The sequence below is a fragment of the Hyunsoonleella rubra genome, assembly GCF_042684665.1.
GTDB classification, from domain to species: domain Bacteria; phylum Bacteroidota; class Bacteroidia; order Flavobacteriales; family Flavobacteriaceae; genus Jejuia; species Jejuia rubra.
In genome coordinates this window covers 493690-508116 of record NZ_JBHULY010000005.1, presented here as the reverse complement: position 1 = coordinate 508116, position 14427 = coordinate 493690, and the positions used below count along the sequence as shown (strand labels likewise).

The following is a 14427-nucleotide window of genomic DNA, read 5'->3' as shown; positions in this document are numbered from 1 at the left end:
TTGTTTAGTACTGGATTTTCAAAGCCTCTGGTAATAATTCCTTTGGAAAGGATTGATAACTCACAGGACGCACCCAGCGTTTTATGGAGTTTGTACCTACTGCTGTGAATCTAGAATCGGTTGACGCCGGATAAGGCCCACCATGTTGCATGGACGGACATACTTCTACACCTGTCGGTACACCATTAAAAATTAATCGTCCTACTCTGTCCTCAAGAGCATCAACAATGTTATGAAGTTGTGCATATTCGTCTTCTTCAGCAATGATAGTTCCTGTTAATTGACCTTCTAAATTTTCTATTATTTTGATAAGTTCTGCCTCGTCCTTAGTTTTTACGACTAACGAAAAAGGGCCGAACACCTCTTGTTGTAAGTTTGGATTGTCTAAAAAGTCTTTTCCTGAAACACTTACAATTTGCGATGGTGCATAATTTGGTGCAACTTCAGCTTCAATTTTAGCAATAGTTTCAGCGCCTTTTTGAGATGATACCTTGGCGCCATTTTGCACAAAGCCCTTTTTAATATTTGGATGCAACATACATTGCGCCTCTATATCTACCGTTTTTTTAGCCAAATCCTCAATAAAATTCTGAGTTTTCTCACCATCAATTGTCAAAAGCAACCCTGGATTAGTACAAAATTGCCCTGTACCCAAAGTAATGGAATTGGCGTATTGGGTTGCCAAAGCTTCAGAACGATTTTCGAGAGCTTTTGGCGAGATAACTACAGGATTTATACTTCCCATTTCGGCAAAAACTGGTATGGGTTCTTCGCGTTTTGAGGCTAAATCAAATAAAGCTCTTCCACCCATAGCGCTCCCTGTAAAACCTACAGCTTTTACTTTTGGATGTTGTACTAAAGCGGTACCCACCTCAGTGCTTTTTCCGTTTAAATTTGAAAATACACCATTGGGCATACCTGCAGTTTTCATTGCTTTTATGACTGCCTTTGCTACCAACTCTCCCGTACCTGAATGCATGGGGTGCGATTTTACAATAACTGGACAACCTGAGGCCAAAGCACTCGCCGTATCACCCCCTGCGGTTGAAAATGCCAATGGAAAATTACTCGCTCCCAATACCACTACTGGCCCTAATGGAATGGAGGTTTTTCTCAAATCTGCTTTTGGCAGTGGCTCTCTGTTGGGTTGGGCTTCGTCAAAAACATTATCACGCCAATCTTCACTATGAATTAATTCAGCAAAAGAACGCAATTGAAAAATGGTTCTTCCACGCTCGCCAATAGCACGTCCTTCGGGCAGTCCAGATTCGGACATATACATGTCGATAAGCATTTGGTCCAATGCTAAAATTTCATCTGCTATGGCATTTAAAAAGGCTGAACGTTTTGCTCCCGATACTTTTCGGTAAACTTTAAAAGCGTCCCAAGCTAGGTTTACGGCTTCGTCAATCTCGCTATTCGTTGCATCGTAAAATTCGGTTGGATTCTCGATGTTTAGTTTCGGATTGACGGTTTTGTATGTATTAGTACTAGAGGCTTTTAAGGCTCGTCCGATATAGTTTTTTCCTGTAATCATATTTACTTATTTTTTTATTCTTTATCCAAATTTATTCGTTTGCAAACTTCCTTTTTTGACAATTTAAAAGAATCAACTTATTAAGTCCAGTGCTTCAAGTCTTTCTTTTGCCAGAATATATCTTGCTCTTACATCATCAATTTGCTGTTTAGTTAATTTCTTACCAAAGGTACGCAACCCTCCAGCAACATCATTATGGTGAATTCCCATTGCAAGTTTAAGATATTCCAAAAGCAGAGGCTGAGCATCCAAATACGATATGGAATTTAAAGCCTGAGAAATTTTATTTGCCTCAGCCCATTCTCCATTTAAAACATATTCCTGCATGGTAACACTTGCTTTTGGGAAGATATTCCCTACACCTGTAATCCCACCACATGCTCCAGCAAGTCCTGCATGTACAGTGACTGTATCTACTCCTGCTAAAACTTTTAAATCTTTGTTCTCTAGCATCAGCGTTTCAATAATTGAAACATCTATAGTCGATATTTTAAGAGCAGTTACTTTAGGAAGCACAGAAAGTCTTAAAAGAAGATCTGTTGAAAGCGAATGGTAACCAGCTGCATCAGGGTTGTTATAAGGCATCATTGTTACACCCACATTGTTTGCAGTTGCTTCAGAAAGTTCATAATACTCATACATTTTTTTTTCAGAAGGCACCTCCTTAGTTTTTGGCGGCATGACCATAACTGTATCAACTCCGACGGTTGCAAGTCCTTCAATAATTTTGGCAAGCTCTTCCTTAGTTTCTGCTGAAGCGCCGCTGATTAAAGGAACATTGTATTCCTTAGCAACCTCAGAAAGGGATTTAAGTAAAGAAAGACGCTGTTTGGTACTTAGGTAGCTGTTCTCTCCCAGAGTACCAGAACCGACAAGTCCGCTCATTCTGCTTCCGCCCTTTCCTTGAGCTTTTAAAATACCTGAGGCCTGCTTTTGCGTTGTATCAAAGTCAATTTCAAGAGTGCCAGATTTTGACTCTCTCAACCATGTAAACACCGCAGGCATTACACCATCCCAATTGGATTTCATATTATTCCATCTTTTTAATGAGTTATAAAACTATATAAATATTACTACCAACAGTACTACTAAATTATTCATTTTTAATATTATATTATCCATTTATTTATATTATTTTATATTTTTGGAATATTATTCATGTATTTTAATATGAGAATTGAGAATAACCATGAAGGTTTTACCCTTTAAAATACCTAAACCCGAGTTAAATGCTGTTGTTTTTCAAGAAGACAGGGGAGCGACTTTTTTTGGAAAATTACATCAGCATGAAGAAATCCAAATTAGTTTAATCCTTTCTGGCGAAGGTAATTTGATAGTTGGAGACACCATAAATCGGTATAAGGTAGGTGATATTTTGGTGATAGGGAGCAATATTCCGCATGTATTTAATAGTGATACTCAAAAGAAAAAACAATCTAGAATGTTCACGATATTTTTCTCAAAACAGTTATTGGGTGATGCCTTTTTTAAGTTGAATGAACTTAGAGAAGTTTCTAATTTTTTTAAGCGTTCAGAATATGGATTCAAAATTAATTCAAAAAAAAGATGGGCTACCGATTTAATTCTAAAAACCGAAACTGCTAGTCAATTAGAGCGACTTATTATTTTGATGCAACTCTTAAAAATTGGAAGTGAAGCACGTTATACTTCATTATCTACTTTTATTTATGCCAAAGCCTATTCCGATAACGAGGGTAACAGAATGCGTGATGTTTTTGAATATACTATGGCCCATTACAAAACCACTATTACTTTGGAAACCATTGCCAATGTTGCCAACATGACCAAAAACGCTTTTTGTAAATATTTTAAAAAACGCACTAACAAAACCTATATTACGTTTTTAAATGAAATACGTGTGGAGCATGCCACTCGATTATTGGAGCAACAAACCGATTTGCCTATTGTTGAAATTGCTGAACTTTCGGGGTTTCAAAATTTATCAAATTTTAACAGGCAGTATAAGCGGGTAAAGGGGTATGCACCCTCTCAAGTAAGGGAGAGAGTTTAATCAAATTCATTTCGATTCTTAAAGGCTGGACTCCAAATATCTTTATAATCTGGCTCCTTATTTTGCATGAGTTGTTTGTGGATATGATAGGTTACCTCCATCCAAGGCTTACTCTCATCCCACAATGGCGCCACAAGTGTTGCTTCCCACTTTTTGTATTGCGTTTGTAATTCTTGAAGTTTGTTAGTATTTATTAAGGAAATATCTTTGGTTTCTCCTAAATCCAAATTCAAATCGTAAAGCACAGAACCATATCCCTCAAGCTGAATTAGTTTTGAATCATCCCTTCTTACGGCTGATTCATCCAATTTTCTCCAAAATAAAACTTCATGAGGATTTACTTGTTTTTCATTTTTTAAGAATGGTAATAAATTAACTCCATCCAAGGTTAAATCTTTTGGTTTTTCAATTCCGGAGGCACTCAAGGATGTTGTAAAAATATCAAGTGAAGACGTGAGTCCATCAAAAGTTTTTGGTTGTAAATGATTTGGCCAACTCATTACAAAAGGCACACGATGTCCGCCCTCAAACTTATTACCTTTCCACCCTTTTAGTGTCCCTACAAATGACTGATTATTGTGTGCGCCACCATTATCACTTAAAAAATAGATTAAGGTATTATTTCTTTTACAAGAATCTTCTAATTCCTTGATAAGTTTTCCAATATTTTCATCCAAGCTCCACGTCATAGAAGCCAATTCCTTTCTCGGATGGTATTTAAATTTCTTTAGATGCTCCACTTTTGCATGCATTGGTGTATGCACAGCATTGTAGGACAAATACATAAAAAATGGTTTATCAGCACTTTCCTGGATATAATTAACTGATTGGTCGCCCAATACATCAGTCATATAACCTTCAAACACCACACGCTTCCCATTATGTTGAAGCATCTGCGCTTTAGAAGGATTTTCTAAAGGAAAGTAAGAACGACTGCCAGCTAAAAACCCATAAAACTCATCAAAACCCCTGTTGTTTGGATGGTCTGAGGCATCTTCGCCTAAGTGCCACTTCCCTAGAGCATAAGTATTATAACCATTGGTTTTAAATACATCTGCCATAGTTACAACATCATCACTAAGCCCGATACCGCCCGTTCCATTGGCTTCAAATCCAAAACGCTGTTGATATTTCCCTGTGATTAATCCAGCTCTGGATGGCGCACAAACCGTGGCACTTACATGGGCATCGGTAAACACCACTCCACTTTTAGCCAAAGCATCAATATTTGGTGTTTCTAAATCTTTACTGCCCATGAATCCAAAATCCACGTAGCCTGCATCGTCAACCAAAATAATTATGATATTTGGTGGTTCGCTTTTTGAAATCTCTGTTTTTGATTTACACGCAAATAGCAGTAGAAACATCAAAACACATATTGAGAAAAAACGATTCATTTATGAAAATAGGACTATTTAATTGGGATGATAAAATAAGAAAACGATTGGTCTATTGCCTTAATTTGGTATTGCTCCAAAGGTCTTGTCCACCAACTGGTATCACCTCCAACACCCATTTGTGCATGGTCTATATTAATGTTGACCAAATCTCTTTCGATAATATCAATAGTATGTCGTTGTTGTTTGGTTTCACCAGCATCAAAGTCTGAATTGTATTGATGATGCGCACTAAAACTTAGAAATTCAGGCCCCATTATTTTGACACCTTTTCCTTCGGCATTGGTAAACGTTACCCAGCGTATATCGGTTCTATAGCCATTTTCTTGAGGTCTGATGTATGGATAATATAATTCTGAAACCGACGCCTTATAATTGCCAACAAATTGGGATGTCTTCCGATCTTGATAGTTTTCTAAAGGTCCTCGACCGTACCAATTGACCTGATTTAACGATTTATCAACTATAAAATTTGTGCCAAATCGAGGCATATTTGGCAATCCGTTTTTAACATTAAGTAATGTGCATTTTACCATAATTTGCCCTGATGCATTAATTTTATATGACATTTGTAGTGTTGCGATATCATCAGATAACTTATAGTTTACTTCCAGATGAATAGAATGCGATTCAAGATTTATTTCTTTTGTTGATGACATATCATGAGTTGATGTTTCACTTTTTAAAATAAAAGATGTCAATTCTTTATTCTCGGTAGCTTTTTTCCAAATACCAAAATGCTTTGGCATGTTAAACCCAAAATCGTTATCCGTTGTCGCTCTCCAAAAGTTAGAAGTTATAACTTTTAAGATGATATTTCCAGTGCCATAATCTAGACTGGATAGCTCGCCAGAGGTCTTATCAAAACTTGCTGTAAAGTCATTTGATTTGAAAAGAATGTCCTTTTCAGTTGTAGAAACCGAAAAGGTGCTTTTTGTGTTCGTCTTAAATTCAGGCGTGTACTTACCTACTATAAATTGTGCCTTAGCTAGAGGAAACCCTTTTGATAACAAAGGTAATTCCTTGTCGGTTTTTGCTGAAAAATTAAGTGTATACTCATTTTTGCTGTAGTCAAGCTCAGGTAATTCTATTTGTACTGCTTTGGATGCTTGGGGAGCAATATCTAAAACCCCTAAACTTCCTGAAGTTACCTTTTCTCCTTCTCTAAAGAGTTCCCAATCTATTTTAAAGTGGTTTAGATTGGTAAAAAAGTATTCATTGGTAATTTTAACTTCCCCTGATTTAAAATCAATATCTGAAAATTGAATATTTTGATACACTTTTTTTAGCTCTTCCAATCCTGGATGCGGAGTTCTATCGGGGTTTACTATTCCATTTAAGCAAAAGTTAGCATCGTTATGCAAGTGTGAAGCTCCAAAATCGCCACCATACCCCCAATATTTAGTACCGTCTTCTGTTTCTGCCACCAAACCTTGGTCTACCCAATCCCAAATAAAGCCACCTTGTAAGACATCATATTTTCGAATTACATCCCAATAATCTTTAAAATTACCGAGGCTATTTCCCATGGCATGGGAGTATTCACATAAGATAAGCGGTCGCTTTGGATTGTTTTTAACGTATTCAATTAACTGTGGAATACGGTCGTACATTGGTGCTTGAATATCCGTATTCTCATATTTAGTCGCCCCTTCATACTGAACAGGGCGTGTAGTATCGTGGCTTTTTAACCACTGGTAGGTTGCGAAAAAATTCTCCCCATTTCCTGCTTCATTTCCTAAAGACCAAGTTACAATTGAGGGGTGGTTCTTATCGCGTTCAAACATTCTAATAGTACGGTCTAAGTGTGCCTGCTTCCAATCCTCGCGATATGCAGGATGCACTTTCTTCAGCTCTGGTTTTTTATCCAATCCTTGATTGGTCGTCCCCATACCATGCGTTTCTATATTGGCTTCGTCAATCACATAAAAACCATATTGGTCGCATAAATCGTAGAAAAACGTATTCTTTGGATAATGACTACAGCGAATAGCATTGATGTTATTCTGCTTCATTATCGTCAAATCCCTCAAGGTTAAAGCTTTACTAACTACATGGCCCGTTGCCTCGTCGTGATCGTGCAAGTTCACCCCTTTTATTAAGACTGGTTTACCGTTTACCAAAAATTGATTGTTCTCTATTTTTATATTTCTGAAGCCTGTTTTTAACGTTGTGGCCTGTTGTACTTTGCCATGTTCATCTTTTATCGCTATCAGTAGCGTGTAAAGGTTTGGGGTTTCAGCAGTCCAAGCCTTTACATTAGGAATACTGGTAGTAAAACTTAAAGATTGTTGACTATTTGAAGCTATACTAAGTTTCTTTTCTTCTGAAAATATAGCAGTTTGGTCATCTAATAACTCAACATGAACAAATCTGTCTTCGTCGGAATTAGACCTGTTTTCAATATCAATATTCAAAGAAAATTCGCCTTGCGCATAGTTATTACTTAAATCGCCATTAAACCGAAGGTCTTTTATGGATACTGAATTTTCTACTCGCAGATACACATCACGCTCTATACCGCTAAGCCTCCAAAAATCTTGGTCTTCAATATAGCTCGCATCAGACCACCTTAACACTTGTACAGCAATTTGATTTTCGTCTGAAGTAACAAACTTTGTGATATTAAATTCGGCTGGAGTTTTACTGCCCTCATTATAGCCAACAAATTGCCCATTAAGATACACGTACATCGCGCCACTTATCCCTGCAAAATGCAGATACACTTCTTTATTCTCAAAGTTTTTAGGAAGGGTAAAACTTCTTTTATAAGACCCAACGTTGTTTAAACTATGCTTAATAAACGGTGGGTTTTTGGGAAACAAATATTTAATGTTACTGTAGATTGGCAATCCAAAACCTTGTAGCTCCCAATTTGATGGCACATCTATTTTACCCCAACCTTTTACACTGAAATCGGTTTTATAAAACTCTTCCGGTCTTGCCTGTACAGAATCGGCATAGTAAAAATCCCAGGTGCCGTTTAAAGATTGATAAAACGGCGATGCTTGCCAGTCTTTACCTTCTAAAGCCTCCGGAATACTCGGAAAATTATAAAATGTTGCTCTGGGATGCTCTCTATTAATTTGAAATATTTCAGGATTTTCCCATTCTGGATTATTCCATACCGAAGCCTTGTAAATTGGGTGCTCAGCAGGTGAGCTCTCACAACAAAAAAGACATATTAAACCATAACATAGAATACCTATTTTTAGAAATAGTCGTGAAATCCGTTTCATATTTTAATCGACGTAAATATCCTCGGTAGAAAATTTACCCTGCTTTTTATCGAGCTTGATACCTTTTAAATCCTCAATAGTCACACTTTCTGATGGTGAAAAGGCTTCGCTATCCATATACTTTAATAAACTGTGACGTAATTGTCTTGCCACGGGCCTTTCATCTAAATTTGACATTAAATCAATGGATGAAAATACCAAAGTACCTTCGCCCACCTTGGCTTCAAAAACACTGGCCAAATGATGATTGGTTACGAAGTTATCAATGACCCTTACTATTGGCGTTACACTTAAAGAATCTGTAATGACTGATTTAGAATTGATACATAAATCCCACCATTGCCAATCGCTATGCGTGTCTGTTGGGAAATTATTTAAAGCAGGATGCTTATCATCAACCATTACCCCCATTGTTGCAGGTTGGTTTGGGAAATGTACAGGACTCCAAAATACAGGTACAAAGCGCCCTTCGATACCCTGAAGGGTTTTAAAATCTGGATTCAACAACACTTTACTGCCTTTTTTAAGCGCTTGTTCCGCAACAGCAAAAGACGAGGTTACTACTACATTTTTGTTAGATAAAGTTACGTCTTTTGGATACACCCAAATATTCCATGAGTTCTTGTATTTGGTGCCTTCCAAACTGACTTCTATCTTTAGTTTTTTAGCTGAATCTGTTTTTACTCCATAGGCTATTTCGCCTAAATTGGTATTGTTCCCAATACTTAAATTAACGTTTTGAATTTGAGAATTCACTAGTACCTTACCTGCTTCATCACTGATACTCCAATTTATATTTTGATTGTTTAATGGTTTAAAGAAATTAGCAATCTCAACTGAGGCCTTAAACGTTTCACCGTTTTCGTAAACCGCTTTTTCAAACCTTAAAAGAGGCACCAACTCGCTATTAAACTGACTAAATTCCTCTGCTGAAATCACCCCTTTAGATTCCCAAAAGGCATTAAGCAACCCGACCAATGCCGTACCTTGACCCGGAAAATCTTGCAATTGCAATAATTGAAACCCATCAAAACTTGGGGTTTTCATGGCACGTTCAATTTCTTCTTTATATAAAATAGATGCCAACTTTCCTGAGTTATAGGTGAAATCAGAAGCTAGGTCCAGCAAACCTTTTTTCTCCAAATCGTTTCTTACTGCGATAAAATTAAGCGGTTCTAAAACTCCCGTGTATTTTTCAATTTCGCTCATGTCGGGGTACACCGAATACTGACCGATTTCATGAGACACTAACGGAATTTCAACAAACTCTGCACCTGCAGTAAAATCAGCATCAAAATGTGGTGGTTTATTATTAAAGACACCTTGGCCACGAATCCATCCATTTTTGGTCCATTGCGCAATAAAAAACTCATCTTCCAGCTCAGGGCGAGTTCCTGCAGGACGTTGAAATGAGAATGCCGTTGTCGCATATAAATGTCGACTATCCAAAGGTTTTAATTCTGCCACTAACCTGTTAAGTTGTTCAAAATCGCCTTCAAGTTCATTACCCATAGCCATAAAAATAAAGGAGGGGTGATTTCCATAATCCTTGATTATTTTATGGGCTTCAGATTTTAAAAACTCAACCGTTTGTGCATCTTCCCCAAATTTCAAACTCCAATGCGGTAACTCTACCTGTAAATAAAATCCAGCTTCATCAGCAACCTGGAACGCCGATTTTGGCGGACACCAAGAATGAAACCTCAAGTGATTAAGTCCATAAGCCTTGGCTTGACCAATTAACTTAGCCCACTCTTCTTTTGTGGTTGGAGGGTGACCCGTTAATGGAAAAATGACACACTCTAAATTTCCGCGTAAAAAGATACGAGTACCATTCAACGTAAGGTTTCCATTATCATTTGCCACAAATTTGTAACCGAAACGCGTATTTACAGTTCCTGTTGAAGTAGTTACTAAAACATCATATAAATTTGGATTAAACTCATCCCAAAACGCAACGCCATCGGGTCTATCAATTTCTAATGTATACTGATTTTCTTTAACGTTTGAAGCTTTTATTTTTTCACTGTAAACAGTATTACCATCAATTGATTTAATTTCTAAAGCAACTGGTTGTTCTTCTGAAATAGGCTGATTGAATGTTATTTTCAATTTATCCAAATCCTTGCTCGGATACACTTGAAGGTTTGTCGGGTTATTCTTTTTTGAAGCTTTTAAAACAATATCTCCCAAAATACCATTCCACTTAATTTGTGTATGATTGGTGTAAGCATGTGCCATATCCTGATTCACTTTATCAGGATATTTTGTGCCCGCCACATTGATGTCCGGAAACTTATTGGAATTATCAATAACTATGGTAAGCGCGTGTTTTCCGGGAGTTAAACTACTTAATTCAAAATCGTGTGTACCGCTTAAACTGTTAGCTGAACCCACTTTTTTCCCATCGATGTAAACCTTAGATTCCCAAAGTACGCGCTCTAAACTTAAGATAATAGCGTCTTCCTTCCAATCACTAGGAATCTCTATCTCTTTTTGGTACCACGCTTTGCCAATATATTGATGTTTTCTTGCCAAATTAGACATCACATAATTGTTAATGGCGGGCTCTAAAGTATTGGGAGTTCCGATACCTGCATCATCCAAAGTACCTGGTAAACTAATTGAAGTGCCTTCAATTTTAGACGACGCCCAATTTTCGCTTTCTGCAACATTAGTGGAGTCTAGCTTAACTTGCCAGTCGCCAGACAAATCGATTTGTTCTACTTTCGGTGATGTACATGCACTTAAAAACAGTACAATCATTATAATAGTGGTGTGAAATAATCTCATCATTTATACCTTTATCGTTTAGTATTCCTAACTTTTAATATCCTTTTTCAAGCTCTGGCTTCGTTCAAAATCAAAGCAAGCACTTTTTACATGCCAATTAATATCTTTGTCTTGAAGCAATTCTTCTATAGCAGATTCAAATGGCGTTCTGTCTTCAAAATACAACATGTGATATACACTCATTAAAGCCAAAGGCCAGTTGTCACTTTTACTAAAGCTATTTAAAACTTTTACAGCATTTTTATTGTTGAATTTCTTATATAAAATTGCTGAAGCTGTTATGGCAACAGGAGGATAATCATCTTGAACCGCTTCCTTTAATTCTGATTCATAGGGTTGTAATTGTGATGGATTTTGAGACATTAATCCAACACTAGCCCAATAACGCACTAATTTATCGTCATGCTTTAGATACTCTATTTGAGATTTTATAATGTCTTCACCTTTCTTTCCTGATAAGGATGCTACTTTATAAATTTCATCAAAATTATACTTGGTTTCATCTAAACGATACTCATAAGCATTTTGCTTTTCTGAAAGTTTTACCATTTCGTATTCTGGCATAAACATAACATCTTTTGCTTTTAAAAGCTCACTATCCATAAATTGTCGCATCTTTTCTAAAACGGATTTGTAATTTGGATCCTCTGCTAAGTTATGCTCCTCCCATATATCATTTTCAATATCATAAAGCATCTCGTAGGGACGCTCATCAAAAATGCCAGATTGAAATGCATTTAATTTACCATGCTTTAAATCATTGCGCATGTGTTTAGTAATGTCGGCTATTTCTAAATAATTGATATACCGCACTTCGGGTATAAAAGGCATGTAGTTTCTGGAATACACATACTTCCCATCGGTTACGGTTCTAACCAAATCTAAACCATTATCAACCCTATCTGTAGAAAGTAATAATAGGTCTTTCTCATATTCTGAATTAGCATTAAAAAGACGTTGCCCCTTCATATATTCGGGAACTTCACCTCCCAATAAATCAATCATGGTGGGACCTAAATCTTCAAAATTAATTAGCTTATCTGTTGTTTTGCCTGTTTCCCACGGCGATAAATACTTGTATTTTTCAGGAAACCAAACTACAAACGGCACGCGATATCCAAGGTTAATACCGTTAGTTTTTCCTCTTGGAATCCCCTCACCATGGTCTGCATAAAAGAAAATAATGGTGTCATCTGTTAAACCATCGTCTTCAAGCTTTTGCAATAACTCCCCTATTCTATTATCCGTTAACTTAATAGAATTATAGACTCTTGCGAACTGTTTGCGCATTTCGGGCGTGTCATTATAAAATGAAGGCATTTCAAAAGCATCATCGGCTATCCTGTCTTCTTCTGGTAAATGATTCCAAACGTGCTTTACATATTGCTCAAACGTCCAAGACATTGTTCGTGATTGGTGCGACTCTGGGAAATTAAATACCGAAAAGAAAGGCTGACCTTCTTTTCTCCCTTTCCACGTTGCTTTACCAGAGCACTCGTCCCACGACTCTTTGATGAAATCTTTTTCGTTGGCAATATTATAGTCTGTTTTGTAATTGTTGGTGGTGTAATACCCCAATTGTTTTAAGTAATATGGAAAACCTTTGATGTAATCTGGAATTGGATACTGACTTCTTTGATGCCCAGTACCCATTTTAAAGGTTCGCACTCCTGTTATAATGGTAGATCTGCTGGCCGCACAGACAGTACCAGTTGAAAAAGCATTGGTAAAACGAATACCCTCATCTGCCAATTTATCAATTACTGGAGTACTCGCGTTTTCATTGCCATAACAACCAATGAATTGAGGTGAAGTGTCCTCAATCGTTATCCAAAGAATATTGGGCTTGTCCTGAGTTTTGCATGACAGGAGCATAATTAAACCTAATATGTAAGGCAGGTATTTCAATCTATTTTATTACTCTAAAATTTCTTTCAGTTTAGCCTCCATTTTAGCCACGATTTCTGGATGCTCGCTGGCTATATTTTTTGCTTCGGAAGGGTCTTCGTCTAAATTGAATAATTGTGGCTCTGGTCTGAAGCCTGGGTCAACAAACTTTTGTACAATCCAATTAGGTACGGGTTTGTCCTTAGGTTTGATGTATTTCCAGTTATCCATTCTAAAACCGAAAGTATAAGATTCTTCCAATAAATATTTGCGTCCCTTATCAGATTTTCCCAACCAAGACTCCACAAAGTTTTGACTATCCACAGCCTCTCCTTTTTCAATCTTTTGATTTAACAAAGAAGCCAAAGAGGCATATAAATCCAATTGAGATAACAAGGCATTGCTTGTGCCCGGTTTTACTTCTTTTGGCCAGTGGACAATTGTAGGCATTCGGGTACCAGCTTCATAAGCAGAATATTTACTACCTCTATAAGGACCTCCAGGTTTGTGGTCTCCCACCAATTCTCGGGCATAATCTAAGTAACCATCATCTAAAATGGGGCCATTGTCACTTGTGAATATAATCAAGGTGTTTTCTAACAAGCCTTGCTTATCCAATGCTTCTGAAATTTGACCAACACACCAGTCCATTTGTGCAATCACGTCTCCGCGTGGTCCCATAGTACTGCTTTCTACAAATTTGATATTGGCTATTCTAGGCTGATGGATATCATGCAATGAAAAATATAAAAAGAACGGATTGTCTTTATTTTCATTGATATATGTTGTGGCTTTATCACTCAATACAAAAGGAATGTTTTCATCTACCCAGAGCGCATCTTTACCACCTTTCATGTAACCAATTCTACTTATGCCATTAATGATAGCCCCTTGATGGTAAGGGTCTGTATGTTGTTTTAACAATTCAGGATGTTGAAAACCCCATGGGTAACCTTCAATTCTGGTGCCATAACTTACTGTAATGGGGTCGTTAGGGTCCAAGCCAACCACCTTTTGATTTTCTAAAAACACACAAGGTACTCTATCACCCGTGGCTGGAATTAAAAAACTATAGTCAAATCCCACTTCTTCTGGGCCTAATGGTATCTTTTCATTCCAATTGATTTTTCCTTTACCAAGTCCTAAATGCCATTTACCAACCACACCTGTTTTATACCCAGCTTTTTGAAGCATTTTGGGCAAAGTTCCCTTATTAGGGTCTATAATGAGTGGCGCATCGCCTTCAAGTATTTGTGCTTCTCGTCTAAAAGCGTAGCTCCCTGTTAGTAATGAATAGCGTGACGGTGTACAGGTTGATGCAGAACAATGGGCATCTGTAAAATTTAGCCCATTTTTGGCCAACGTGTCAATATTAGGTGTTTCCACGCCAATGGCGCCGTTTGCACCAATGTCGCCATAGCCTAAATCGTCAACATAAATGATAACGATATTGGGGTTGGTACTTTGAGCGCATGCTTGAAAGACTATGCAACACAAAGCCCCACATACCACACTTTTAACAAGAGCTGAGACATCCATCAC

Annotated in this window: 8 protein-coding genes; 1 reads left to right on the top strand and 7 read right to left on the bottom strand. The window is 37.3% G+C overall.

Features of this window, described 5'->3' with window-relative positions:
- Positions 1 to 4: 4 nt before the first annotated feature.
- Positions 5 to 1537, bottom strand: a complete 1533-nt coding sequence (locus ACFSR8_RS03075) for an aldehyde dehydrogenase (NADP(+)) (protein WP_380288907.1) — start codon at positions 1535 to 1537, stop codon at positions 5 to 7.
- A 72-nt stretch (positions 1538 to 1609) separates the two neighbouring features.
- Positions 1610 to 2566 (bottom strand): dihydrodipicolinate synthase family protein, encoded by a 957-nt coding sequence (locus ACFSR8_RS03070; protein WP_380288905.1) that lies wholly within the window; start codon positions 2564 to 2566, stop codon positions 1610 to 1612.
- A gap of 160 nt (positions 2567 to 2726) precedes the next feature.
- Here ACFSR8_RS03070 and ACFSR8_RS03065 point away from each other — a divergent pair, with 160 nt between their 5' ends.
- A complete protein-coding gene (locus tag ACFSR8_RS03065) occupies positions 2727 to 3569 on the top strand; it encodes an AraC family transcriptional regulator (protein ID WP_380288903.1) in 843 nt (280 codons plus the stop codon).
- Here the strand turns inward: ACFSR8_RS03065 and ACFSR8_RS03060 are convergent.
- The 5 genes from ACFSR8_RS03060 to ACFSR8_RS03040 are packed head-to-tail and all read right to left on the bottom strand — an operon-like array spanning position 3566 to position 14424.
- Positions 3566 to 4936 carry a sulfatase-like hydrolase/transferase gene (locus ACFSR8_RS03060; protein ID WP_380288901.1) on the bottom strand — a complete coding sequence of 457 codons (1371 nt, stop codon included), beginning with the start codon at positions 4934 to 4936 and terminating at the stop codon, positions 3566 to 3568. The two genes, ACFSR8_RS03065 and ACFSR8_RS03060, sit on opposite strands and share 4 nt — an antisense overlap.
- A gap of 44 nt (positions 4937 to 4980) precedes the next feature.
- Positions 4981 to 8205 (bottom strand): glycoside hydrolase family 2 TIM barrel-domain containing protein, encoded by a 3225-nt coding sequence (locus ACFSR8_RS03055; RefSeq protein WP_380288899.1) that lies wholly within the window; start codon positions 8203 to 8205, stop codon positions 4981 to 4983.
- Positions 8206 to 8208: 3 nt separating this feature from the next.
- A complete protein-coding gene (locus ACFSR8_RS03050; RefSeq protein ID WP_380288897.1) occupies positions 8209 to 11001 on the bottom strand; it encodes a sugar-binding domain-containing protein in 2793 nt (930 codons plus the stop codon).
- A 24-nt stretch (positions 11002 to 11025) separates the two neighbouring features.
- Positions 11026 to 12906, bottom strand: a complete 1881-nt coding sequence (locus ACFSR8_RS03045) for a sulfatase family protein (RefSeq protein ID WP_380288895.1) — start codon at positions 12904 to 12906, stop codon at positions 11026 to 11028.
- Positions 12907 to 12915: 9 nt separating this feature from the next.
- Entirely contained in the window at positions 12916 to 14424 is a 1509-nt protein-coding gene (locus ACFSR8_RS03040; protein ID WP_380288893.1) for a sulfatase family protein, read from the bottom strand.
- Between the last annotated feature and the right edge of the window lie 3 nt (positions 14425 to 14427).